This window comes from Mesorhizobium sp. P2_E10 (assembly GCF_056404235.1).
In genome coordinates, this window is record NZ_JBFUEK010000010.1 from 89,755 (window position 1) to 112,469 (window position 22,715).

Annotated in this window: 21 protein-coding genes; 8 read left to right on the forward strand and 13 right to left on the reverse strand. The window is 62.0% G+C overall.

Features of this window, described 5'->3' with window-relative positions; translation table 11 throughout:
- Positions 1 to 191: 191 nt before the first annotated feature.
- Positions 192 to 710: a hypothetical protein gene (locus AC1D0N_RS23785; protein WP_477248252.1), complete on the reverse strand. Its 519-nt coding sequence runs from the start codon at positions 708 to 710 to the stop codon at positions 192 to 194.
- A gap of 233 nt (positions 711 to 943) precedes the next feature.
- On the opposite strand from AC1D0N_RS23785, the gene AC1D0N_RS23790 reads away from it, so the two are divergent.
- On the forward strand, positions 944 to 3,637 hold the full coding sequence (locus AC1D0N_RS23790) for a DUF6212 domain-containing protein (RefSeq protein WP_477248253.1): 2,694 nt from the start codon (positions 944 to 946) through the stop codon (positions 3,635 to 3,637).
- Between the two features lie 161 nt (positions 3,638 to 3,798).
- Entirely contained in the window at positions 3,799 to 4,086 is a 288-nt protein-coding gene (locus tag AC1D0N_RS23795; RefSeq protein ID WP_477248255.1) for a hypothetical protein, read from the forward strand.
- A gap of 37 nt (positions 4,087 to 4,123) precedes the next feature.
- On the opposite strand, the gene AC1D0N_RS23800 is transcribed toward AC1D0N_RS23795, so the two are convergent.
- A complete protein-coding gene (locus tag AC1D0N_RS23800; RefSeq protein WP_477248257.1) occupies positions 4,124 to 5,131 on the reverse strand; it encodes a glycosyltransferase family 2 protein in 1,008 nt (335 codons plus the stop codon).
- A 130-nt stretch (positions 5,132 to 5,261) separates the two neighbouring features.
- On the opposite strand from AC1D0N_RS23800, the gene AC1D0N_RS23805 reads away from it, so the two are divergent.
- Together AC1D0N_RS23805 and AC1D0N_RS23810 are read left to right on the forward strand one after the other, a co-directional pair.
- Positions 5,262 to 8,564: a DUF6212 domain-containing protein gene (locus AC1D0N_RS23805; protein WP_477248259.1), complete on the forward strand. Its 3,303-nt coding sequence runs from the start codon at positions 5,262 to 5,264 to the stop codon at positions 8,562 to 8,564.
- Between the two features lie 85 nt (positions 8,565 to 8,649).
- Entirely contained in the window at positions 8,650 to 8,934 is a 285-nt protein-coding gene (locus AC1D0N_RS23810) for a hypothetical protein (protein WP_477248261.1), read from the forward strand.
- Positions 8,935 to 8,977: 43 nt separating this feature from the next.
- Here the strand turns inward: AC1D0N_RS23810 and AC1D0N_RS23815 are convergent, their stop codons facing one another.
- Positions 8,978 to 9,586: a TetR/AcrR family transcriptional regulator gene (locus AC1D0N_RS23815; RefSeq protein ID WP_477248263.1), complete on the reverse strand. Its 609-nt coding sequence runs from the start codon at positions 9,584 to 9,586 to the stop codon at positions 8,978 to 8,980.
- 137 nt (positions 9,587 to 9,723) lie between these two features.
- Between AC1D0N_RS23815 and AC1D0N_RS23820 the strand changes: the two genes are divergently transcribed.
- Complete coding sequence (locus AC1D0N_RS23820) at positions 9,724 to 10,191, forward strand: carboxymuconolactone decarboxylase family protein (RefSeq protein ID WP_477248265.1); 468 nt, start codon at positions 9,724 to 9,726, stop codon at positions 10,189 to 10,191.
- A 67-nt stretch (positions 10,192 to 10,258) separates the two neighbouring features.
- On the opposite strand, the gene arsK is transcribed toward AC1D0N_RS23820, so the two are convergent.
- The 6 genes from arsK to AC1D0N_RS23850 all read right to left on the reverse strand — a co-directional run bounded on the left by arsK (position 10,259) and on the right by AC1D0N_RS23850 (position 14,844).
- Entirely contained in the window at positions 10,259 to 11,503 is a 1,245-nt protein-coding gene (gene arsK / locus AC1D0N_RS23825; RefSeq protein WP_477248267.1) for an arsenite efflux MFS transporter ArsK, read from the reverse strand.
- Positions 11,500 to 12,912 carry an NAD(P)-binding protein gene (locus AC1D0N_RS23830; protein ID WP_477248269.1) on the reverse strand — a complete coding sequence of 471 codons (1,413 nt, stop codon included), beginning with the start codon at positions 12,910 to 12,912 and terminating at the stop codon, positions 11,500 to 11,502. Before AC1D0N_RS23830 ends, arsK begins: the two co-directional genes overlap by 4 nt.
- A gap of 53 nt (positions 12,913 to 12,965) precedes the next feature.
- Entirely contained in the window at positions 12,966 to 13,286 is a 321-nt protein-coding gene (locus AC1D0N_RS23835; protein ID WP_477248271.1) for an ArsR/SmtB family transcription factor, read from the reverse strand.
- Positions 13,287 to 13,351: 65 nt separating this feature from the next.
- Positions 13,352 to 13,774 carry an arsenate reductase (glutaredoxin) gene (gene arsC / locus AC1D0N_RS23840; protein WP_477248273.1) on the reverse strand — a complete coding sequence of 141 codons (423 nt, stop codon included), beginning with the start codon at positions 13,772 to 13,774 and terminating at the stop codon, positions 13,352 to 13,354.
- The gene (locus AC1D0N_RS23845) at positions 13,771 to 14,460 is read right to left on the reverse strand and encodes an aquaporin (protein WP_477248275.1); all 690 of its coding nucleotides are present in this window, start codon (positions 14,458 to 14,460) and stop codon (positions 13,771 to 13,773) included. The genes arsC and AC1D0N_RS23845 overlap by 4 nt, the downstream gene beginning before the upstream one ends.
- A 51-nt stretch (positions 14,461 to 14,511) precedes the next feature.
- Positions 14,512 to 14,844 carry an ArsR/SmtB family transcription factor gene (locus AC1D0N_RS23850; protein ID WP_477248277.1) on the reverse strand — a complete coding sequence of 111 codons (333 nt, stop codon included), beginning with the start codon at positions 14,842 to 14,844 and terminating at the stop codon, positions 14,512 to 14,514.
- 184 nt (positions 14,845 to 15,028) lie between these two features.
- Here AC1D0N_RS23850 and AC1D0N_RS23855 point away from each other — a divergent pair, with 184 nt between their 5' ends.
- Complete coding sequence (locus tag AC1D0N_RS23855) at positions 15,029 to 15,610, forward strand: cation efflux transmembrane domain-containing protein (protein WP_477248360.1); 582 nt, start codon at positions 15,029 to 15,031, stop codon at positions 15,608 to 15,610.
- 100 nt (positions 15,611 to 15,710) lie between these two features.
- Here the strand turns inward: AC1D0N_RS23855 and AC1D0N_RS23860 are convergent, their stop codons facing one another.
- On the reverse strand, positions 15,711 to 17,945 hold the full coding sequence (locus AC1D0N_RS23860) for a heavy metal translocating P-type ATPase (protein WP_477248279.1): 2,235 nt from the start codon (positions 17,943 to 17,945) through the stop codon (positions 15,711 to 15,713).
- A gap of 70 nt (positions 17,946 to 18,015) precedes the next feature.
- On the opposite strand from AC1D0N_RS23860, the gene AC1D0N_RS23865 reads away from it, so the two are divergent.
- Positions 18,016 to 18,438, forward strand: a complete 423-nt coding sequence (locus AC1D0N_RS23865) for a MerR family transcriptional regulator (protein ID WP_477248362.1) — start codon at positions 18,016 to 18,018, stop codon at positions 18,436 to 18,438.
- An 18-nt stretch (positions 18,439 to 18,456) separates the two neighbouring features.
- On the opposite strand, the gene AC1D0N_RS23870 is transcribed toward AC1D0N_RS23865, so the two are convergent.
- From AC1D0N_RS23870 to AC1D0N_RS23880, 3 genes are all read right to left on the reverse strand, one after another.
- Positions 18,457 to 19,065, reverse strand: a complete 609-nt coding sequence (locus AC1D0N_RS23870; protein WP_477248281.1) for a class I SAM-dependent methyltransferase — start codon at positions 19,063 to 19,065, stop codon at positions 18,457 to 18,459.
- A 68-nt stretch (positions 19,066 to 19,133) separates the two neighbouring features.
- Positions 19,134 to 19,583, reverse strand: a complete 450-nt coding sequence (locus tag AC1D0N_RS23875) for a DNA polymerase III subunit chi (RefSeq protein WP_477248283.1) — start codon at positions 19,581 to 19,583, stop codon at positions 19,134 to 19,136.
- 80 nt (positions 19,584 to 19,663) lie between these two features.
- Positions 19,664 to 21,160: a leucyl aminopeptidase gene (locus tag AC1D0N_RS23880; protein ID WP_477248285.1), complete on the reverse strand. Its 1,497-nt coding sequence runs from the start codon at positions 21,158 to 21,160 to the stop codon at positions 19,664 to 19,666.
- Between the two features lie 340 nt (positions 21,161 to 21,500).
- Here AC1D0N_RS23880 and lptF point away from each other — a divergent pair, with 340 nt between their 5' ends.
- Complete coding sequence (lptF, locus tag AC1D0N_RS23885; protein ID WP_477248287.1) at positions 21,501 to 22,703, forward strand: LPS export ABC transporter permease LptF; 1,203 nt, start codon at positions 21,501 to 21,503, stop codon at positions 22,701 to 22,703.
- The last annotated feature ends 12 nt before the right edge of the window (positions 22,704 to 22,715 follow it).

The following is a 22,715-nucleotide window of genomic DNA, read 5'->3' on the forward strand; positions in this document are numbered from 1 at the left end:
TAAAAAAGAGTCAACAAAATCAAGTTTACGTTAACCAAGTCTCTTGAGAACTGGTTAACCGAACGCATGCAGCGGCGATGCGTTTTGGCCAACCGACCTGCTCAATCAGTTGTGCACCCACCGTATGAATCGCCAACGGCGGGCGCTGTCAAGCACCCGCCGTCGTGACGTTTCAGTATTGGCTCCAGCAATCAGCCGCCACGCAGCCGCGTCGGACTGAGGCTCGCGATTGTCATGCTCCGCTGTCCGGACGGGCACGTCGGCAGAAAGCGGCTCGCATCCGCATATGTCATCGTCGCGATGGAACTCTTCAGCCCACCACGCTTGGCGATCCAGCCGCGAACCCAGCCAGGGTAGTTTTTCATCATGAAATTCGCGGCCACCTGATTGCCCCGCGCCCCAGCGCCATACGGCAGGTGAAAGCCGAACGACGCGTTGTGCGTGACGCACACCTTGCTCTTGGGCATCGACAGATACAGCGTGCAGGCCGAGTCGCACGCACCGTTGAACCGCACAAAGGTGCCGCTGCGGCGCATTTTCAGCGCACGGATGGCATAGTCGATCACATAGCCGCCGCGATCGCCGCTGACCGTCTTGACGTTGGCAGTGCCAAGGCTGATGCGCGGTCGCAGCAGTTCACCTGCGGAGCTCGCCGAGACCATTGCGCCCATCAAACCGAGCGCACCGAGAAACTTCATTATCGTTTTCATTTGCGCCTCCTGCTATGCCGTCAATGACTAGCTGGGAGGCGTAAAGATTGAATATTCCGCGTCGCTAAAGTTGTATCAGTCGGTTGATTGTACAGCCATTTTAGGACCTGCTTGACGATTTGGTTTACTAATGACGCAGAAGGATGATCACTGAGAAGTAAACCCCGCGCGGGCATCATTGCCGATCGACCGTGCGGAAGCGCACTCGACGGAATTGGATCAGAGGACTTTGGATGGCCGTTGGTGGCAAGGCGCAGACGCCGTCAAAATCTGAAGGCAAGCCTCGCCGCGTTTGTGTCGTGACGAACGTGATCGACCAAGGTGGCGAAAACGCCACCATGGTCGAGCTGGCCAGGCTTTTCGCCAAAGATGGCGACGACGTCACCCTGCTATGGGTTCCTGGCAGCGATGCAGCATCTCTCGAAGAGAAGGCGGCGCACCATCGCGACCTGGAGGCGGCCTCGGTGCGACTGGAAATTCTCGACAAGTCCGACCAGTTGCTTCCTTCGCTGGCGACGCCCGAGAGCCGGGCCGCCGCGGTGCTGCATTATCTCGAACGGTCCGGCCACGATTTGGTCTACGCGCCGCTTGAGGGCGGATTGCCTTACTACACACTGCTGGCGGTCGAGACTGCTGCCTTTGCCGCGCCGCCGATCGTGGTCGTCGCCCATGCACCGGAAGAATGGAAACATGAAGCCGACAAGGCGTTCATGGACAGCACCAACGCGATTGCCGTCGCCTACATGGAGAAATACTGCGCCGAGATGGCGAACAGGACGATCTGTGTGTCGGCCGCCTTGCGACAGTGGATGTTGTCCAAGGGCTGGAAGGTGAAGAAGGCGATAGTGACGCCGATGTTGCCGTTGCGGGATCGCCTCGGCCCAGCCGGAGCGCGGCCGCCGATTGCGACGGGGAGTTCAAAAGAGCTCGTTGTCCTGGCTGGGTGGCGCTTCCGCGATGGCCTGACGCTGTTTTGCGACGCGCTCGATATCATCGCGCCAACGGCGCCAGAAGGGCTGACGGTCACCGCATTCGGTCCATTCGGAAAGATCATGGGCGAGCACAGCGGTGGATTGCTTCTGAGGCGCGCCGAGCGCTGGCCGTTCAAGCTCAACCTGTTGGCGCGCGCAAGCCTCGCCGCAAGGCTCGACTACGTCGCGCGGACCGGCGCGCTTGCCGTCATCCCCGCCCGCGCCGCATCGACGGGCAGCACTGTTGCCGCATGTATCGAGGCGGGATTGCCTTTCGTCGCGACCAATGTCGACGCGAACGCCGAGACCTGGAATGCGCAGGCGAGGCAACTGCGGCTGGTCGATCCTGATGCTGCCGCGTTGGCGCTGGCGATTTCGGCGGCGCTCAATGACCCGCCTCGCCCACGGCCTGTCGACAGCCTGCGCCAATGTCGGCAATCCTGGCTGGATACGCACAATTTACCGACGCCAACCAAACGCAGGCGCGTCGATAAAAGTGCCGGGTCGTCACCGCTGGTCTCCATCGTCATGGCCCATCGCAACCGGCCGCTCTATCTGAAACAGGCAATCGCAGCGATCGAGGCGCAAACCTACGATAACCTGGAACTGGTTCTGGTCGACGACGGAAGCGACCTGGATGAAGACAGGCGGTTGCTGGATGCGCTGGAACCGACTTTCCGTCAGCGCGGATGGAAGATCCTTCGCCGACCGCACAAGCATCTGGGCGCGGCGCGAAATGCCGGCATCCGCGCTTCGCAAGGCGAGCTGATCCTGTTCGTCGACGATGACAACGCGCTGTTTGCGGAGGCCGTCGATCATTTCGTGCGCGCCATGGCCACATCGGATGCTGACATCTGCACCGCGTTCCAACTGATCTTCTACGAGGATTTCGTGCCCGAGGATCGCGCCGACGGGCTGATCCAGTACCTGCCCCTGGGTGGTCCCGACGCGCTCGGCCTGATCCATAACGTCTATGGTGACGCCAATGCGATGATGCGCCGATCTGTCTTCGCGCAAATCGGGTTCTTGATCGAAAAGCCCGGCTACGCAATGCACGACTGGGAATTCTTTGCGCGGGCCTCCCTCGCCGGACTCAAGATCAGGACGATTCCAAAGCCGCTATACTGGTATCGCTCGAAGCCGGATGGAATGTTCCGGACGTCGAATTGGTACGACAACCGGCTTCCTGTCCTGGAGGCGTTCAGGTCGAGCCAATCCGATGACGTCGGCCTGCTTTATCATTTGGCCATCGCCCAGAACGCGCAGCGGTCCGAAATTGAAAGTGCCCGCGAAAACCTTAGATATAACCCCGGCAATCGAAAATATCTGGAACTGTGCGACATCCAACCGAACAGCGATGCGGCCATCGAGAAACTTGCGAGCATTGCCGGGTCGATCGGCCGCCCCGATACGGCTGCCACCTTGCTCGGACGCCCCCTCGCCGCCGTATACCCCGATGCCCCGGACCGCCCTGATGTCGGCGGCAGTTCGCTCACCCTCGGCTACGACATACTGAGGAGCGCACGGTTGCTTACCCCGCGCGTCGCGGCTCTGCCGCTGCTGCTTGTCGCACCGGATGATGGCGGGGTGTTCCTGCGTCCACATACGGACGGCGCGGTCGCGGCATCGCTTGATCATCAATTTCCAGCCTTCTTCCGGAAGGTGGAAGCAATCGTCGAAGTCGCTCATGCCGATGCGCCGGCGATGGATTTCGGTCTTGCCCTTGTTCGCCCCGATCAAACCATAGATTGGCAACAGGACATCGCCGCACAAACGATCGCCTTTTCGGGCTGGATGAGCGTCGAAGACAAATTCGTGCGCCATCCCTTGGTGGCAGCGCTTCGCGCACGACGGAAAATGCCGCTTTCAATCGTTCTCGCCGTTCGCTTCGCTGGAACGTCCAATGGTTCTCCGACCAATGCTTTCTTTCGGAGGCTGACACTGTTCGGTGATTAGTGGCGATCCGGCAAAGCAGGTGAGGCCCCTGAGCGCAAGCGAGGCCCCGGTCCGATCAATTGCGCGCGTTAACCATGTTGGCTCAATCTTGCCAAAATAGTTGACAAAACGTTAACAGATGCTAATATTTTCAGTGGGTTGTTTTGTATATGGGGTGCGTCATGCGCAAGGTCCATTCGCTGCTTTTGGGCGGACTTAGTCTGCTTGGGTTGAGCGTCGCTTTCTCTGGCGCGGCGCAGGCGAAAATCAACGTTGGTGTCAAGGAAGCTGAGCTTGCCTGCGAGCAGGCTCTCAAAACCGGCACCATCGAGGCGCTTGAGGATTATCTGCACCGTTACCCGAATGCTCCGTCAGCCTGCAAGGCGCTTGCTCTCAACAGTCTGTCCCAGTTTGGGCCTGGTGGCGGGAACGGCAACCGTGGTGACGGTGGCAACCGCTACGGCGGATAGGCATCGGCCGGATTTTCCCTTCAATAGTCCGGGCACATCAGGTGGCTCCGTCGCTGCGTTGGTGCGGTCTGGCCAGGGTTGACACGAATCCGGCATAGCGATCCGAGGTTTTCATCCAGCCGAGTTCCACGAGTTGCGCTGCGTCGCCGCGATAGCGGACAGACCTTTGGTTACGGAGCACCAGTTTCGGATCGCGCTCCAGCGCTTCCATGTAGGCGGCGCGTTCCTCAAGCGTCTTTTCCTTGAGTTGCGCATTTTCACTCAGAGACGACGCTGATTTCTGGCGGAAGCCCCAGACGAATTTGAAGTGAAGCAACGCGATCCGTAGCTCACTGAATCGGACCTCGCTGATTGCATGCTGCGCTACGTGGTAATGCCTGCCTCGCCTCCATCGTACGATCGGCACCTTTGTCAGGCATGGGGGAAGCGTTTGCTTGAACCGGCCGTGCCAGAAGGCGCGTTCCCTGACGCCACCGAACATCTGCTCCGGTGGATACCTGCCGTCGCGGGCGCGCAGCCACCCTGGCTCCGGGTCGAAGTAGGGTGAAGCCTCAAGAAGCGGGATCGTGCCGTCATAGCTGCATTCGGCCAATGGGCCGTCAGCATACATGTCGACCAGGGAGCCAATTACAGCTTCGGCCCCGGTGGCGTCTAGATAGCTGCAAAGCTGCCGTAGGTCTGCCCGCTCATAGTCAGGGTAGACGAGAAGCTCATCGGCGTCGACCGAGAGGCACCAGTGGCCGGTGCCGAAGACATTCATGAGCGTGTTGATCCATCGCGGCGGATCGATGTTTTCAGCGAAATGCGATCCTTCCGTGTGGAAGCAGTGGCTGTCCGGCTGCTCCAGGATGAGCTCACGCGTCCCGTCCGTGGAGCCGTTGTCCAGGAAGAAAAAGCGATCGACGCCGAGGCCGCGGTAATGGTCGAGAAGCTGCGGCAGCAACGTTGCTTCATCGCGCAGTCCGATAAAGCACAGGATCTCTCCATCGGCCACGTCGATCGGCCGATCGTCCAGTCGCGCGAGATGTTTTGGGGATCGAACCATCCGAAACTCATTAAGTCCGTTCGCGCGAAAGGCAAGTGCGGTATGGTGAGCTCCGCGCGATAGTTATCAAAGTATTATCCTACGGTTGGCAAGACTGTTCCAGCGAGGCGGGCTGAAAAGGGAGGACTGATTGAGCGTTGGTTCCAAGACAGGCGCGACGTCCGGGGAAAAGCGACAGGCAAGCAAGACGGCCCGCAGTGTGTGTGTCGTTTCGGAGATTGAGTTCGGGTCGACGATAACCACGGATTCTGGGTCTGCAACCTACGCGCTGGCGCAGCATATGGCGAAAGACGGTGACACCGTGACGCTGCTTTGGGTGCCAAGCCCGCTCGGTGCTCAGCCCGATGAGCAGGAGATCGCCAAGGTAGGCAAATGGTGTTTCGACAATTTCCTGGTCAGGCTGGAATTGTTGCCACAGTCACCCGAGTTGCTGCGGGGTCTGGAGTCGAGCGACAAGAACTCATTGGCTGTCTACCACTATCTCAAGCAGAACGCTTTCGACGTCGTCTACTTCGCGCTCGAAGGCGGACTGGCGCATTTCCCCACCCTCGCTAAGCGCACGGGGGTCTTTCCCAATCCTCCCCCGATCGTCGTGCTCGCGCATGAACCGCTTATGTGGAAGCTTGACGCCAATGCACGGGCTGTCGAGCGAAAGGAGCAGATGACCGTTGCGTACATGGAAAGGACGTCGGCCGAGACGTGCGACCACCTCGTCGTTACCGGCCAGTCGCTGCTCGACTGGATGACCAAGGCGGCATGGAAGCTGCCCACCAGCTGTCACATTGCTACGCCCCTGGAGCCGGAGGAATGGCGTTCGAACTTCGCTGTCGATCATTACAGGCCGCGAGAGCGGCCGACCGCCGAAGTGGTTCATTTCTCAGGCACGGAGGAGCGTAGCGGACTGACGCTGTTTTGTGACGCGCTCGATCGTCTGGCCGACAACGGAGTCGCAGATTTGGCGGTGACGGTCGTCGGCGCGTTTGGTCATGTCCTGGGCGAGCATTCGGGCGGCATGATCGTTCGTCGGGCGCGGCAATGGCCATTCAAACTGAAGCTCCTGCCTATTCGAGACGAGCCCGACATTTTCCGATATCTGCGGCAGAGCCATGCGCTGGTGGCGATCACACACTCGGCTGCCCAGCTTCCGCTGGATGTGGTCACCTGCCTGAACGAGGAGATCCCGTTCGTCGCGACCGACGTCGGCAGCATACGCGACATGCTCCATCCGAAGTCGGCTGACGCCGTGATGATGGAGGCGTCAGCTTCCGCCATCGCCGCCAAGATCGCGTCGGTGCTGGAAAGCCGATCGTTCGGCCCGGCGAAGTCGCTGCAAAGACGGGAAGCGCGCGAGAATGCCTGGAATAAGCTGCGCGCAAAGTTTTCCAGCGAACCCCACAAGGTCTCCAGCCGCAGTCGGAGCCGACCTCCGCTCGTTTCGATCATAACCGCGCACTACAATCGGGCGCGCCTGTTGCCGCACGCGATTGCCTCGGTTCGCTACCAGGATTATCCCAACATTGAATTGATCGTCGTCGATGACGGCAGCACCGATCCAGACGCAATCCAGCTGTTGGCGCAGCTCGAGCCGGAGTTCGAGCAGCGCGGCTGGCGGATCATCCGACAGAAGAACGGCTTCCTCGGCAAGGCGCGCAACACAGGAATTCGCGCCGCCAAGGGCTCGTTGATCCTGTTCCTGGACGACGACAACGCACTCTTCCCGAACGCCGTCAGTACGTTCGTCGCCGGCATGCAAAAGTCCGGCGCCGATATCTGCACGACCTTCGCCAAGTGGTTCAACGAGCCGTTTGTGCCGCCTGACACGAAGAGTGGCTACATACGCTATTTCCCGGTCGGCGGACCTACGGACATCGCTATGCTCACCAATCCGTATGGCGATGCCAATGCGATGTTCCGGCGCGAGGTATTCGACAAGATAGGTTACCTGAACGAGCAGCGGGGCTTTTCCGCGAGCGATTGGGAATTTTTCGTTCGCGCGGACCTGGCAGGCCTCGAGATCGTCCCTATCCCGGAGCCGATCTATTGGTATCGGTCGGCGCCGACAGGCATGAACCTTAATGCCGAGTGGGTGAGGAACCGCAAGCCAATCATCGATGCTTTCCGAAAGCACAAGTTCGCGCATACGGACATGTTCGTGCAACTCGGCATCAGCACAAACACCGCCTACTATGAAAAGGATCTCAACCTCCGGAATCTGGAACTGCGGGTCAACGACGAACGGTATCTCAAGCTAAGCACGGGCTCCGCCAACAGCGATGATGCAATGCAGTTGCTGGCCGAGATCGCGGCGCGCGAAGGAAGGGCCGATACGGCGATTTCGCTTCTCGCTCATACAGGGCGAATCGACTTCGCCTTGGGTGTGGTCGAAATGCTCAACGCGGCGGCCGACGAGACCGTGCCGGAGCTACTCTCCTCGCTTTACCGCGAGCAGTATCTCTCCGCCGAGCCCCTGCGTCTGGCTCACGTCAGTTCGCATCCGGATGCCGATCCAGACCTGCTGAGCTATGTCGAACAATCGCCGGACCAGCTGTTTCTCGAAGCCAAGGGCAGCAATGTCACCATGGCTTTGCTGAAGGGCGTCTGCCCACCGGGCGTCACCAGCGCCAGCTGCTGGGTTTACCTCGACGAGGAGCTGGCGGACCCTGCTCAATTTCAGCTCGTCATCGTAGACGCGGAAAACCAGGCCGTCGGCGATCTCGCCCAGCTCCTTGAAAGCGGCAACGGGAGCGGCTGGGCCGATCTCCGCCGAGCGCGCGAGGCGCGCGAAATAAGGGCGACAGTCAGTTCGCCGGCATCAGGCAGGCGCGATCTGTTGCTGGCGGTGAGGTGCGGCGGCAGCAGTCCGAGCGGGCGCGTACTCGGCGGCTTTTCAGGCATCCAGATCCGCCATGCCGTTTCGGTCGGTGCAACGCGCCCGCGCCTCAATGCGCCGCAACAGCGCCAACGTATCCGCCGGATGACCGATGATGAACTGAAGCGTGCAACGCTCGTGACCGATTATCCCTCCGAGCTGCCAACATTGCTCGTCGCCGGCGACAATGGCGGCATCTTCCTGCGGCCGAGCACGCATGGCATTGTTGTTGCCGCCATCAATTCGGCTTTCCCCGCCTTTGCCAGAAGTATCATGGCGACAGTGGAGATAGCTCACGAGGATGCCTCCCCCTTCGAGTTCGCCATGGCGCTGGGCAGGCAGGAAGAAAAACTCGTGTGGAAACACGATGCTCCGGTGGGCGCCTTGTCATTCTCCGGATGGACGCGCGTTTCGAGACCTTTCGAACTGCATGACCTGAAAGTTTCGATCCGGGAGATAGATCGCAAGTGGCTGACGATCTATCTGGCAATCCGGCTGCCACGCGGCTCGAAGCCGACGCCGTCCAATGCTTTCTGGCGCAAGTTGTTGTTGCTGTGGGACTGATGGGCGCGGGTCATCGGGACCCGGTCGTGCCTTGTCGACGTTTAAGTGCGGCAGTAGATTAAGTCCGCGTGGAGGCGCCAGGACCATGAGGAAATCCCTGAATCTTGGTCTGGCGTTTGTTGTCATTGCCGGAAGCGCAGTGTCTTTCGCCGCGGCCGCCCTGACGGTCTTCGCGGCCACGGAATTCACCGGCGCCGACGCTGCAAAGACGAACAAGCAACTGGCCAAGCAGCGCCTGAAGGCGATCGAGGATATCTTGACCGCAGCCGGGATCGACAGCGACCGTCTGGTGGACACCAAAGTCGAGTATGTTGGCGACCAGAAGCCGAACGTCGTTCGCAGTCGTCTGGCGACCGCGTCCCTGATGTAACGGCTCGCGAAATCTCTGGCGCCTGCCGCACCTTGCCTGACAACTACCTTGCATCGGCGCTGTCGCGCAGACGTTCCATCTCATCCAGCAGCATGTCGAGGCCGAGCTCGAATGTCGCGTCGAATTCGGCGGTGCCGAAGAAGGGGCCGGCGGCCATGACATTGGGAAAATCGCGCGCCAGTTGCTCGTCGCTCACCGTGCTGACCGCCGACGGACCTTTGGCATAGCCTGCAGTCTCGTCGAGGATGGCGCCCATCAGGTAGTATCCGGCCGTGCGGAACAGCCGCGCCGCCAGCTCGGCGCTGAAGCCGCCGGCTTCGAACAGACCGAGAATGCTGTTCAGCCAGGCGAGGCAGGTCGGCGAGTTCATCCGGTAGGTAACGAGGAACGGCGCGAAGGCCGGATGCTCGCGGCCGACGCGGCGGAAGTCCTGCATGGCCATGCGCATCCTTTGCCGCCACGGCAGGCCGGCATCGGGCATTTCGAGCGCGCCGACCAGCCGGTCGACCAGCGCCTCGTGCAGATGCGCCAGCGAGGGAAAGTGATGATAGATGCTCATCGCCTCGCAGCCGAGCGCTGCCGCCAGCTTGCGCATCGAAAAGCCGGCAAGCCCCTCCCGCTCGATCACCTCGAAGGCGGCATCCTCGATCATCTGTCGGGACAACCGCCCACGTGTTCGCGCTTTTTTGATCGATGAGTCCATGGCGTCGCTTGACAACTTACACTGTAAGGTTCATTTTCCGCATCACCTTACATCGTAAGGCTAACAAAGACCAGAGGAGAAAAATCATGTCTGCTTACCGCATTCTTTCATCCGTGCCGTCTTCCATCCGCCGTGCGTCCCTGCTCGCCGTTGCCGCCTGCGCGCTTGCGCTGTCGGCGCCTGCCCATGCCGACGATTATGACGCAGCCATCAAGGACATGCAGGCGACGATGGGCGGCGTGCCAAGCTTCGTGAAGCAATTTCCGAAAGCCGCTCTGCCCGGCGCGTGGGCCGAGGTCAAGGCTTTGCAGTTGAGTGACAAGACGGCGCTGCCGCCCAAGGTCAAGTCGCTGATCTCGCTGGCCGTCGCAGCGCAGATCCCGTGCACCTACTGCATCTGGTCGGACACGCAGGACGCCAAGCGCGCCGGCGCCACCGACGAGGAAATCCAGGAGGCCGTGGCCGTGTCGGCGCTGACCCGCCACTGGAGCACCGTCTTCAACGGCATGCAAATCGATTTCGACACGTTCAAGAAGGAAATGGGCGGGCAGTGAGGTTTTGAAGACAGGGAAGCGATGGCCCGGAGAAGCGGGCCGTCGCCTGTCTTGACAAGGACGCTCGTCAGACGATCTCCGCACCAAGTGCCGCGGTGGTCTCATCCGCAGTCTTGCGCGATTTGTTCTGGCTCCGGCTGAGCAAGGCAATCCCGGCAAACGCCGCAGTTCCACACAGCCCGACCAGCACGTTGAGCCAAAGCGCCGGAAAGACGCCGACGGCGGCAATCATGAAAGTCAGACCAAACGGCGCGAAGGCGGAACAGAACTGACGCGCCGCGGTGATCCAGCCGACATAAGAGCCGTAACGCGCGTGGCCGAACAATTCGAGCGGCAACGTGCCGGTGACGATGCTCATCAGGCCCGAACCGAAACCGAACAACACGGCAAACAGGACGGCGCCCGGCACTGACGGCGCCGCAACAAGCAGCACCGCAAGACCGCCGGCCAAAGCCGCAGTGGCGCCGAGCGCCAGCCATGTCTGGGACAGGCCATGGCCGAACAGCATGTTGACCAGGCGGCTCGCCACCTGCGAGGGACCAAACAGGCTTGCGACAATCACAGCTGCTCCGCCAAGCCCGACCATCGTCAGCAACGGCACCATTTGGACCAGGATCGCCGACAGCATGAACCCCTCGATGGCAAAGCCTACCAGCATCAGGACGAAGATCGGTGACCAGCCATGGCGTTGCGTGGCCGCCGAGATGTCGGCAGTGGCGGGAACGATCCGGTGCTTCTCGCCAATGCTGCGGGAAAACCGCGCGAGCCACCAGTGGATCGGCAGGCAGACGCCGATATTGAGCGCGGCGAAGAGGAGGAGAACCTCGCGCCAGCCGAGATGGTTGTGCAACACCGTCGTCAGCGGCCAGAACAGTGTCGAGGCAAAGCCGGCGATCAAGGTGAGATGGGTGATGCCGCGACCGCGACCGCCCAGTTGCACGATGGCGACGAACGCCGTGCTGTAGAGCACGAAGCATGAGGCCAGTTCCATCGCCAGCACCCCGGCGGCAAAACCGATACGTCCAGGCGCCAGTGCGCACAACAGCAGCGCACCGGCCGCGGCCAGCGAACCAGGCACCATAAGGCGGGCAGCGCCATATCTGTCCGCCAGGCTGCCGGCAATGGGTGCCAGAACAGCACTTGCCAGCAGCGATGCCGAAAGCACCGCGAACACCCATTTCGGTGACCATGCCAACTCCGTGGCGACGGCCGGCGCAAGGATGCTGTAGCTGTAGTAGAGCGTGCCGTAGCCGATGATCTGGGTGACGCCGAGCGCCCAGATCGCCGAAGGGGGAACCTTGCGGTCGCTCACTCCGCGGCTTCCATCGCGCTCGACTTTGCCACGCCGCAGCCACAACCAGCCTTGCCGACGGCTTTGGCCTCGGCGTCGGCGACGCAGCAAGCATCCGCCTGCTTTGGCGCCGGACCGCCGCAGCAGCCTTTGGAAGCCTCGCCAACTGTAGACGAAGGCACCGTGCAGACGCCGGTTTCCGGCAGCACCAGTTGCACGGCGTCGGCGGAAGCGATGTCGCCGGCGATCGCCGCTGCGACAGAGCGGACCTGCTCATAGCCGGTCAGCAGCAGGAAGGTCGGCGCGCGGCCATAGCTCTTGATGCCGGCGGTGTAGAAACCGGGCTCGGGATGGCTGAGTTCGCGGTGACCATGCGGCGGCACGTCGCCACAGGAATGCTCGTTGGGATCGATCAGCGGCCCCAGCGCCTTGACGCTTTCAAGCCACGGATCGAGGTCCAATCGAAGCTCGCGTGTCAGCGTGAGATCAGGCCGCTGTCCGGTTGCGGCGATGATGCGGTCGACGGGACCGATCAGCCGCAAGCCATCCTTCGTTTCACCGTCGACGATCAGACGGCCGTCGACCATGCGGATGGCGGTGGTGGCAAAGCCGGTCACCAGCGTGACGCGGCCGCTTTCGGCGAGGTCGCGCACATCGGCGCCGAGCTCGCCACGCGCCGGCAGTTGGTCGGCATCGCCGCCGCCATAGATGCGCACGAGATCGGTGCCGCGCGTCACCCAGATGAACGCCGTGTCCGGCTCGACATCCGCCAGCCTGGCAAGGTCGAGCAAGGCATTGGCGGCCGAATGGCCGGAGCCGGCAACCAGCGTCGTGCGGCCGGCATAAAGCGCTCGGTCGCGGCCGAGAATGTCGGGGATGCCATAGGCGATGCGATCGGCACATTCCTCCTCACCTTCGGCAGCGATGCCGCCGGCGCCGAGCGGATTGGGCGTTCGCCATGTGCCCGAGGCGTCGATGACGGCGCGCGCGCTGTCGCGCCTTGTGCCATCGGCGGTCTCGACCACCAGCATGAAGGGCCGCGTCTCACGTTGCTTGCTCACAACCTTGTCGGCGCCCCAGCGCGAGATGCCGACGACTCGGGCGCCGGTTTCGATCGATGGCGCGAGCTCCGGAAGGTTTGCAAGCGGCTTGAGATAGCGCGCGACAAGCTCATTGGCGGTCGGAAACGTCTCGGGCTCCGGCATTTCCCAGCCATGGGATTCTAGCAGTGCTCGGGCTGTCTGGTCGACGCAATAGCGCCAGGGCGTGAACACCCGGACATGGCCCCAGTCCCTGAGGTTGGAGGCAACGCTGCTGCCTGCCTCATAGAGCTTCACCGGCAGGCCCTGCTTCAGCAAATGGACGGCTGCCGCCAGACCGACAGGACCGGCGCCGATGACGGCGACAGGAAGATCATCTCGCAAGTTCATTTTACACCTTCCATATTTCCGGGATTACCGAAATATCTGGCAAAAAAGAGAGATCAGGCGGCGGCCTCTTCCGCGGTCGAATTGCAAGCGGCGTCGGCGCAGCACTCGTCGGCGAGAAAGCCGATGAGTTCGTTCATGATGGGGTAATTGGCGCGGCAGATCAGTTTCGTTGCCTGCCGCTCCTGCGTCACCAGTCCGGTGAGGATAAGACGGTGCAAATGATGCGACAGCGTCGAGGCGGCGATGCCGAGGCTTTCCTGCAGAGTGCCGACCGGCCTGCCCGCTGCGCCCGCCCGAACCAGCGTGCGATAGAGGTTGAGCCGCGTCGGATTGCCGAGCGCTTCGAGTTGTTTGGCTGCTTGTTCGAGTTTCATCGAAATAGCATACGCCGACGATCGCGGCGGTCAAGTCCTATTTCGATAAATCTCGAAATATGGCTTTAGACTACCCGGCTGCCGCCGGCATCGATGACAACTTCGCCGTCTTCCTTGGTGAAGGGGCCAATATCGGGATTGGGCAGGATGTCGAGCACCGCTTCCGACGGCCGCGCCAGAACGACGCCGCGCGGCGTCACCACGATTGGGCGGTTGATCAGGATCGGATGCGCCAGCATGAAATCGAGAATCTCGTCGTCGCTCCATTTGGGATCGCCAAGATTGAGCTCGGCGTAAGGTGTGCCCTTCTCGCGAAGCAGTTCGCGCGGTGTCATTCCCATCGCCGCAATCAGCTCGACCAGTCTTTCACGCGACGGCGGCGTCTTCAGATATTCAATCACCTCCGGCTCATCGCCGGATTGCCTGATCATGGCCAGCGTGTTGCGCGACGTGCCACAGGAAGGGTTGTGATAGATGGTGATGGTCATTGCGCAGCTCTCATTTCTGCCGTGGTTTTGGGTTCGGCGAGAAGCCAGCCAGCCAGCGCCATGGCGAGCAGCGCGCCGACCAACTCAGCGCCGATGAAGGCCGGGACATCGAGCGGCCTGATGCCGGCAAACGTGTTGGAGAAGGCGCGTGCAATGGCGACGGCCGGGTTGGCAAACGAGGTCGAGGCGGTGAACCAGTAGGCCGATGTGATGTAGAGCCCGACCAGCCAGGGAATGGCGTTGCTGCGAAAGCGCAGGCCGGTCAGGATGGTGAAGACCAAACCGAAGGTGGCCACCAGTTCGGCAATCCAATGGCCGCTTCCGCTCCGCACGGTCTGGGAAATCTGCAGGATGGGCAATTCGAACATGGCATGCGCCAGGAACGCGCCGGCAATGCCACCGAGGATCTGTGCAGCGACATAACCTAGCGCTGCATTGACCCCGATGTCCCGCCGCAACGCAAAGACCAGCGTCACCGCCGGATTGAAATGCGCACCGGAAATCGGCCCCAGAATGGTGATCAGCACCACCAGCATCGCGCCGGTCGGAATGGTGTTTCCGAGCAGCGCCAGCGCCACATCGTCGGTCAGGCGATCGGCCATGATGCCCGAACCGACAACCGCGGCAACCAGCAGAGCGGTGCCGAGCGCTTCGGCGACGAGGCGGCGTGACAGATCAGGGGCCATGGGACTCAACCGGCTTCGGAAGATTGCAGAACTCGCTCACGGCTTCCTCCCCTAACACCTGCAAGTCACGGCCTGGGCAACCGGCTGGCAAAGCTCAGGCGCGCCGTTGCAGCAATCCTCCATGAGGTAGGCAAGCAGGTCGCGAAAGCCGGTCATGTCGGCGACATAGCGGATGGTGCGGCCCTCGCGCTCGGCACGAACCAGCCCGGCATGGTCGAGAACCTTCAGATGCGCCGACATGGTGTTCTGGACGATACTCAGGCGCGCCGCGATCTTACCGGCCGGCACGCCTTCGGCGCCGGCTTGCACCAGCAGGCGAAACACCTCAAGCCTGGTGTCCTGGCCGAGCGCTGCGAGCGCAAGAAGAGCTGTTGTCTTGTCCATGCATCCATAAATCCGGAACTAAGGATGCTTATCGCCGCAATATGAAAGTTGGATGACAGGCAGCGCCCGACGATCGGAAGGCGACGGCCCAGTCAATCCGACCGGAAAGGGTGGGGTCTGTTTCTTCACGCCAAGAATCGCGAAGCTGGTGGCCCAATGCAGCAGTCTCGTTTACGTTCAGAAGATGAACCTCCCCCTCCGTCGCATCGTCCTTATCGTCGCGCTGCTCAATCTCGCCTATTTCGGGATCGAGTTCGCGGTGGCGCTCACCATAGGGTCAGTGTCTCTGTTCGCCGACAGCATCGACTTTCTGGAAGACGCCTCTGTAAATCTCCTTATCCTGCTCGCACTTGGCTGGTCAGTCCGCTCTCGCGCACGAGTGGGGATGGCTCTGGCACTCATCCTGCTCGTGCCCGGTCTGGCCACGCTCTGGACGGCGTGGGAGAAGTTCAACGTGCCGGTGCCGCCGCAGCCGATCGCCTTGACCCTGGCGGGCCTGGGCGCTCTGGCCGTCAACCTCTCCTGTGCCTACATGCTCGCCGCGTACCGTCACCGTGGCGGCAGCCTGACAAAGGCGGCCTTCCTGTCGGCCCGCAATGACGCCTTTGCCAACATCGCCATTATTGTCGCCGGGCTGGTCACTGCTTTGCTCTGGCACTCCGCCTGGCCCGATCTGATAGTGGGTTTAGGGATCGCGGCTATGAACGCCGATGCGGCCCGCGAAGTGTGGGAAGCTGCCCGTGAAGAACACCGTGCGGCGGCGTGAGAACCGGGTAGAGCCGCCCTTGGCCGGCGCAGCCGTGGGTTCATTCGCCCCGTTGGGTTGCACTGGCGGATGTGATACGACGCGCGTCGACCGTCGCAGCCTACGTGGAGCCCTTCCAGCGCAACAACCGCATGGCGTTGGCTGTCACCAGCACCGTCGCGCCGGTATCGGCGAGAATAGCGGGCCACAAACCAGTCATGCCAGCTATGGTAGTCATCAGAAACACTACCTTCAGCCCCAGCGCCATGGTGATGTTCTGCTTGATGTTGGCCATGGTCGCTTGAGATAGCCTTATCATCGCAGCGACGTCTCCGACGCGGCCATGCAACACCGCTGCGTCGGCAGTCTCCAGGGCGACATCGGCGCCGCCACCCATGGCGATACCGACATCGGCCGCCGCGAGCGCCGGCGCATCGTTGATGCCGTCGCCTACTTTAGCGACGAAAAGCCCCTGCCCTTTCAGCTCGCTGATAATGCGCTGCTTGTCCTCAGGCAGCAGCTCAGCTCGGACCTCAATGCCCAACTGCTTGCCGATAGCCGCTGCCGTGCGCTTATTGTCGCCGGTCAGCATGACGGTCTTGATGCCGGAATCTGTCAGCGCCTTGAGACCGGCCAACGCATCCGGCCGGGGCTCGTCACGCATTGCAATGGCGCCGACGATTTTTTCGCCTATGAGCACAATGGAAACCGTTTTGCCCTGATCATTAAGCGCTGTAATCTCGGCTGTTTGTTCGGCCGAGAGCTCGACCGTGTCGCTGGCCGCCTGCGGCGACGCCAAGAACACTTCGGCACCTTCCACGGTGCCTTTCACGCCCTTGCCGCCCAGCGCCTGCGCCTTGGATGCCGGTGGCACCTTTACCTTTTCGGCAGCAGCCTTCGCGAGGATAGCGAGAGCCAGCGGATGGCTTGAGCCGGTTTCCAGGGCAGCGGCCAGACGCAACACGTCCGCGTCAGGACGGCCAAAAGAAATCACATCGGTGACTTGTGGCTTGCCGAGGGTCAGCGTTCCGGTCTTGTCCAACGCCACGGCGGTGATCTTGCCGAGGCCTTCCAGCACCGCGCCACCTTTCATCAACAGGCCGCGCCTGGCGCCGGCCGAGAGCGATGCCGCAATGGCCGCCGGTACCGATATGACGAGAGCGCAGGGACAGCCGATAAGCAGCAACGCCAGACCTTTGTAGATCCATTCGTTCCAGTCACCGGAAAAGGCCAGCGGCGGAACGATGGCCACGAGAGCCCCGACGGCGACAACGCCGGGCGTGTACCAGCGTGAGAAACGATCGATGAAGCGCTCCGTCGGCGCCTTGCTCTCCTGTGCCTCCTCGACCAGCTTGACGATGCGGGCAATGGTGTTGTCGGAGGCCGCCGCTGTCACGATGATGCGCAATACGCGATCGCCATTGATGGTGCCGGCGAACACGTTGGCGTCGACGCCCTTGCGGACCGGCACGCTTTCTCCCGACACCGGCGATTCATCGATGGCACTTTCGCCTTCGACAATCCTGCCATCGGCTGGAATGCGATCGCCAGGCCGCACCAGAATGACGGCACCAACCTTAAGGGCTTCGGCCGGAACTTCGCGCGTGGCGCCATTCTCTTGCAGCAAGGCCGTCTTGGGCACCAGCGTGGTCAGCGCCTGGATGCTGGAGCGAGCCTTGCCGGCGGCCACCCCTTCCAGCAACTCGCCGACGAGGAACAGGAAGACCACCGTGGCGGCTTCCTCGCCGGCGCCGATGATGACGGCGCCGACCGCAGCGATGGTCATCAGCATTTCGATGGTGAAGGGAATACCAGCGAGCGCGGCCATCACGGCTCGCCGTGCAATCGGCACCAGACCGATCAGCATGGCGGCAATGAAGACCCAGACGCCGGTGGCCGGCCAGAAATAGTGAATCGCAAAAGCTGCGGCCAATGCCCCGCCGCTGGCGATGGCCAGTCGCCCCTTGGCGCTTTTCCACCACGGTCCCGAGGTGGGCGTGTGCTCGTGGCCGTGCAAGCCCTCCACATCTCCGTCATGGTCATCTTTGGCTGTGCCGGCATGGTCGTGGCCAACGTGGTCATGATCTCCCTTGGCGCCGTGCCCGGCCAGCTTGGCATTCTGTCCGGCCTCGCTTGTGAGCTGAGCCACGTAATAGCCGAGGCCTGTCACTTTCTTTTCGATCGCGGCGAGATCGCTTTCCGCGGTGTGCCTGACGGTCATGGTGCCTGATGTGACCGAGACGTTCACATCCTCGACGCCATGCATGCGCCGCACCGCGCTATCGATTTTCGTCGCGCAGCCGGCACAATCCATGCCTTCGACGCGATAGCGGGTTTGTGCGGCGGTTGCAGCCATCGTCTCATTCCTTGAACCATTCCAGTCCGACGCTACATTCTCTAGCGGCTAGAGGAGCAAGCGAAAAATGATGCGCAGCGTCCCGATTGGCGAAGCGGCCCGACAGAGCGGGGTGAAAGTGCCGACCATCCGCTACTATGAGCAGATCGGTTTGCTGCCCGCGCCGGTTCGCAGCGAGGGCAATCGCCGGCACTATGAGGCGAGCGATTTGCGCCGGTTGGCGTTTATTCGCCATTCACGCGAGTTGGGGTTCGACATCGAAGCCATTCGCACCCTGCTGACGTTGCAGGACAATCCCAGCCAGCCCTGCGCAACGGCCGACACCATAGCGCAGGCGCGGCTGGCCGACGTGGTTCAGCGAATCCGCAGCCTCACGGCATTGAAAGCCGAGCTGGAACTGATGGTCGAAGGCTGCCGGCATGGGAAGGTCGGCGAATGCCGGGTGATCGAGGTGCTGGCTGATCACAGCCAATGCGAACATGCCCGGCACTGACTGGCAGTTGGGATACTCTCAGTCCGTTGGCTGCTCAAACACGGCGCCATAGTGATAGGGCGGTATTTCGACCACATGCCTTAGCCGCAGGCCGCTCGCCTCGACCGCCTCGATGGTTTGTTGCGGCGACAGTCTCAATTCGGTCCTTGGTCCGCGAGGTTCGCCCAGGATCACCGTTTCCTCGCGCTGGCGGCGATGCCAGTTGACGATGGCAAAGGCGCCACCGGGCTTGAGCGTTGCACGCAGGGCACAAGCCAAGCGCAGCCGATCGGGAACGCCGTGAAAAGCGTTCGCCATAAAGACGAAGTCAGGTCGCCGCGAAACCAGACTGGCAAGCCCGCAGGCATCGCCTGCCACAAAGTCGCAATTGGTCACGCCGTTTTCGGCCACACGCTTGCGCGCCAACTCCAGGAAATGCGGATCGATGTCGATAGCCGTAACGTGACGCGCGATCCTGGCGATCGGCAGCGTGAACCAGCCATCACCGCAGCACAGATCGACCACATCCATACCCGGTTCGAGCCCTACTGCGGCGAGCACACCATCAGGGTCGGGCCACAGTGCTTCCCACCAGCCGCTGGTAGGCATTTCGGTGCCCTCGAAAAATCCAGGAAGATTGGTAACCATGATTGTATTCCAGTAGCTGCCGCGATCATTTCACCCTTTGCGGAAACTCGAATGAGACACCACCCTTGCTAAGCCTTGCGTTCCCAGCGCCGGTCCGGCGTTTGCTGCCAGTAGGTCACGGCGTGGCCGGCCTCCTTCATCGCCTTCCAGTGGCCCCGCGCCGCCTCCACCTGGACGGCGTCGTGGCCGTCGAACATGAATACCGCGCGTTCGTAGCCGGCAAGCTCCGGCGGCATCGCGCCGTCGACCAGGAAGCGTATCTTTGCCTGGTTGGGATTCTCCTTGCCGGTGGTCAACAGGATCGGCTGCTCTGCCGGAAAGGCTTCGCGGTCGGTAGCATGGGCCAGGAACGAATCGTCGCGAAAGGTCCACAGACGCTGGTCGAGCGCGTCGCGCCGCTCCTCGGTGCCGGTCTGCACCACGGCGCGCCAGCCGCGATCGACGCTGCGCTCCAAGAGGCCGGGCAGCGCGTCCTCCAGCGTCGATTCGGTCAGGTGGTAGAACAGGACGTCGGCCATGATTGCGCCTCTGGAGCAATTCCAGGAAAAGTGTGCAGCGGTTTTCCGTCAGGAATTGCGTAAAAACAAGGATTGAAAGCCTATCCCTCGTAGTTGTCGCGGACCAATCGGTCGAGCAGCCTGACGCCGAAGCCGGAGCCCCATGACTGGTTGATCTCGCTTGGCGGCGAGCCCATGGCGGTGCCGGCGATGTCGAGATGCGCCCACGGCGTCTCCTTGACGAAGCGCTGCAGGAACTGGGCGGCGATGATGGCGCCGCCATAGCGGCCGCCGATGTTCTTCATGTCGGCATTCTTGGAATCGATCAGCTTGTCGTATTCGGCGCCGAGCGGCATGCGCCACAGCCGCTCCTGCGTCGCCTGCCCGGCCGCCGTCAACTTCTCCGACAGTTCGTCATTGTTGGAGAACAGGCCGGCATAATGCTGGCCGAGTGCGACCATGACGGCACCGGTCAGCGTCGCCAGATTGACCATGAACTTCGGCTGGAAGCGGTCGTTGCAATACCACAGCGCGTCGGCCAGGACGAGGCGGCCCTCGGCGTCGGTGTTGAGCACCTCGATGGTCTGGCCCGACATCGAGGTGACGATGTCGCCGGGGCGCTGGGCATGGCCGTCGACGGCATTTTCGACCAGCCCGATGATGCCGACGACATTGGCTTTCGCCTTGCGCGCGGCCAGCGCGTGCATCAGCCCGGTGACGGCCGCAGCACCGCCCATGTCGCCCTTCATGTCCTCCATGCCCGACGCCGGCTTCATCGAATTGCCGCCGGTGTCGAAAGTGACGCCCTTGCCGACGAAGGCTACGGGTGAGTCCTTGGCCTTGCCACCATTCCATTGCATGACGGCCATGCGGGCGCCGCGCGGCGAGCCCTGGGCGACGCCGAGCAGCGAGCCCATGCCGAGCTTCTTCATCTCCTTCTCGGCCAGGATCTCGACCTTGACGCCGAGCGCCTCGAGCTCCTTGGCGCGGGCGGCAAATTCCACCGGCCCCAGCGCATTGGCGGGTTCATTGACAAGATCGCGCGCCAGAAGCACGCCGTCGATCACCGCCAACTCTTCGGCAAAAGCCTTTTTCGCCGCGGAAGGATCGGCGGTGTGGATGGTCACCTTGACCGGCTTCTTCGGCTCGTTCTTACCGTCATCCTTGTCCTTCTTGGTCTTGTACTTGTCGAAGGAATAGCTGCGCAAAATTATGCCGGCGGCAACGCTCGCCGCTTGCCTGCCGGCAATGGTGGCGCCTGGCACATCGAGCACGACGGCCACCTCCGTCGCTTTGCGCAGCGACGCGGCGACGGTGCCGCCAAGCTTCAGCCAGGCATAGTCGTCGAGGTTGGACACCTTGCCGGCGCCGATCGCCACCAGCCGGTCGAGCGCTGTCCCCTCCGGCGCCAGCACTTCGACAAGGCTGGCGAACTTGCCGGTGAAATCGGCCACCGGGAACGCCCGGTCGAGGGTTTTCGCCGGATCGCAGGCCTTTGCCGGCTCGCCAAGGCTGCCGTCGTCAGCCGCCAGCACGAAGGTGCTGCCCTTTTTGGGCGCGGCAAATTTGGCGAAGGCGATCGAAGGTCTCGAATTCATCAGGTCCTGCTTTCGGGAAACGGCTAAGCTCTAGGGGAAGTGTGCGCGACATTTGGTCGTTTTCCGGCATTTGGCAAGACTTTGCCGAAATTGCATCCCATATGCGCGGTTGAATCGATGACGATTCGTCGCGGCACGGCCCCGCTTCTTGCCGCAACCTGTTGTTAACCATTGATGTTCGCCCTTTCTTATCCATTGCCGCCGACACTCCGGCACGCGGGACGGCGATGTGGAACGGGACCGGATCGAACCGCCGGATGGAAGCAGTTGTACAGGCGCCTGCGGACGACTACCTTGTCGGCAGGCATGATGCCGTTCGGCAAAATCGAGAAAAGCCTTAATGAAGGTCGTTGAACGCTACATCATGCGTCGCGCTTTGGCGGTGTTCCTGGCTGCGCTGGTGTGGACGCTGGCCATCGTGTGGACGACGCAGGTGCTTGCCAAGATCGACCTCGTCACCGACAGCGGCCAGTCGGCGCTGACCTTCTTCGAGGTCGCGGCGCTGATCATCCCGACAATCATCCCGATCGTGGTGCCGTTCGCCCTGGTGGTGGCGGTCGCCCAGACGCTCAGCGTCATGAATTCCGATTCGGAACTGGCCGTCATCAACGCCGCCGGTTCCTCGCGCTGGACCATCGTGCGGCCGATCATGCTTTTGGCTCTGGCGGCGGCGGTCTTTTCCTTCGCGGTCGACAATGGCATCGAGCCCTATGCGCGGCAGAAGAACCGCGAGCTGGTCGCGTCGTCGCGCGCCGATCTGTTGTCGCTGATCATCCAGGAAGGCACTTTCCGCAAGATCGACGAGGGCCTGTTCCTGCAGATCGGCGAGCGGCTTCCCGACAACCGGCTTGGCGGTATCTTCGTCGCCGATTCGCGTGAGGAAGGCGCAAATCTGGTCTACTACGCCAAGACGGGCAGCGTCGTCGAACGCGGCAACGAGAAGGTGCTGATGATGAATGACGGCGTCATCCATCGCAAGACACTGACCGGCGACCTCTCGGTCATCCGCTTTTCCTCTTACGCCTTCGATCTATCCGCCTTCATGGCGGCGGCGAACGAGGTCACGCTTTTGCCCAAGGACCGCACGACCCAGTACCTGCTCAACCCTGATACCAACGACAAGATGTTCCAGCGCCAGCCGAGCCGCTACAGCGCCGAAGTCAACCAGCGTTTTTCCGAATGGTCGTACTCGCTGGTGTTCGCGCTGATTGCGCTGGCGGTGGCCGGTGACGCACGCTCGCACCGCGAGGCGCGTATCCATCCGCTGATCACGGCCATTGCGGTTGCGCTGTTCGTGCGCTGGCTCGGCTTCTTCGCCGCCGGCAAGGCCGACAAGATCCCGCAATACGCATATATGGTCTACGGCGTGCCGATCGTGGCTTCATTGATTGCCATCTGGTTCATCGTCTCAAACCGGGCCATGGAACTGCCCGGCGCCTGGGCCGACTGGATGACCAATTTCGCCAGCCGCGTCAGCGACGGCTGGGCCGCCGTCAAGCTGCGCTTCGCCAGGCGCGGCGCGTCCGGTCAGGGAATCAGCTGATGGGCTGGACTC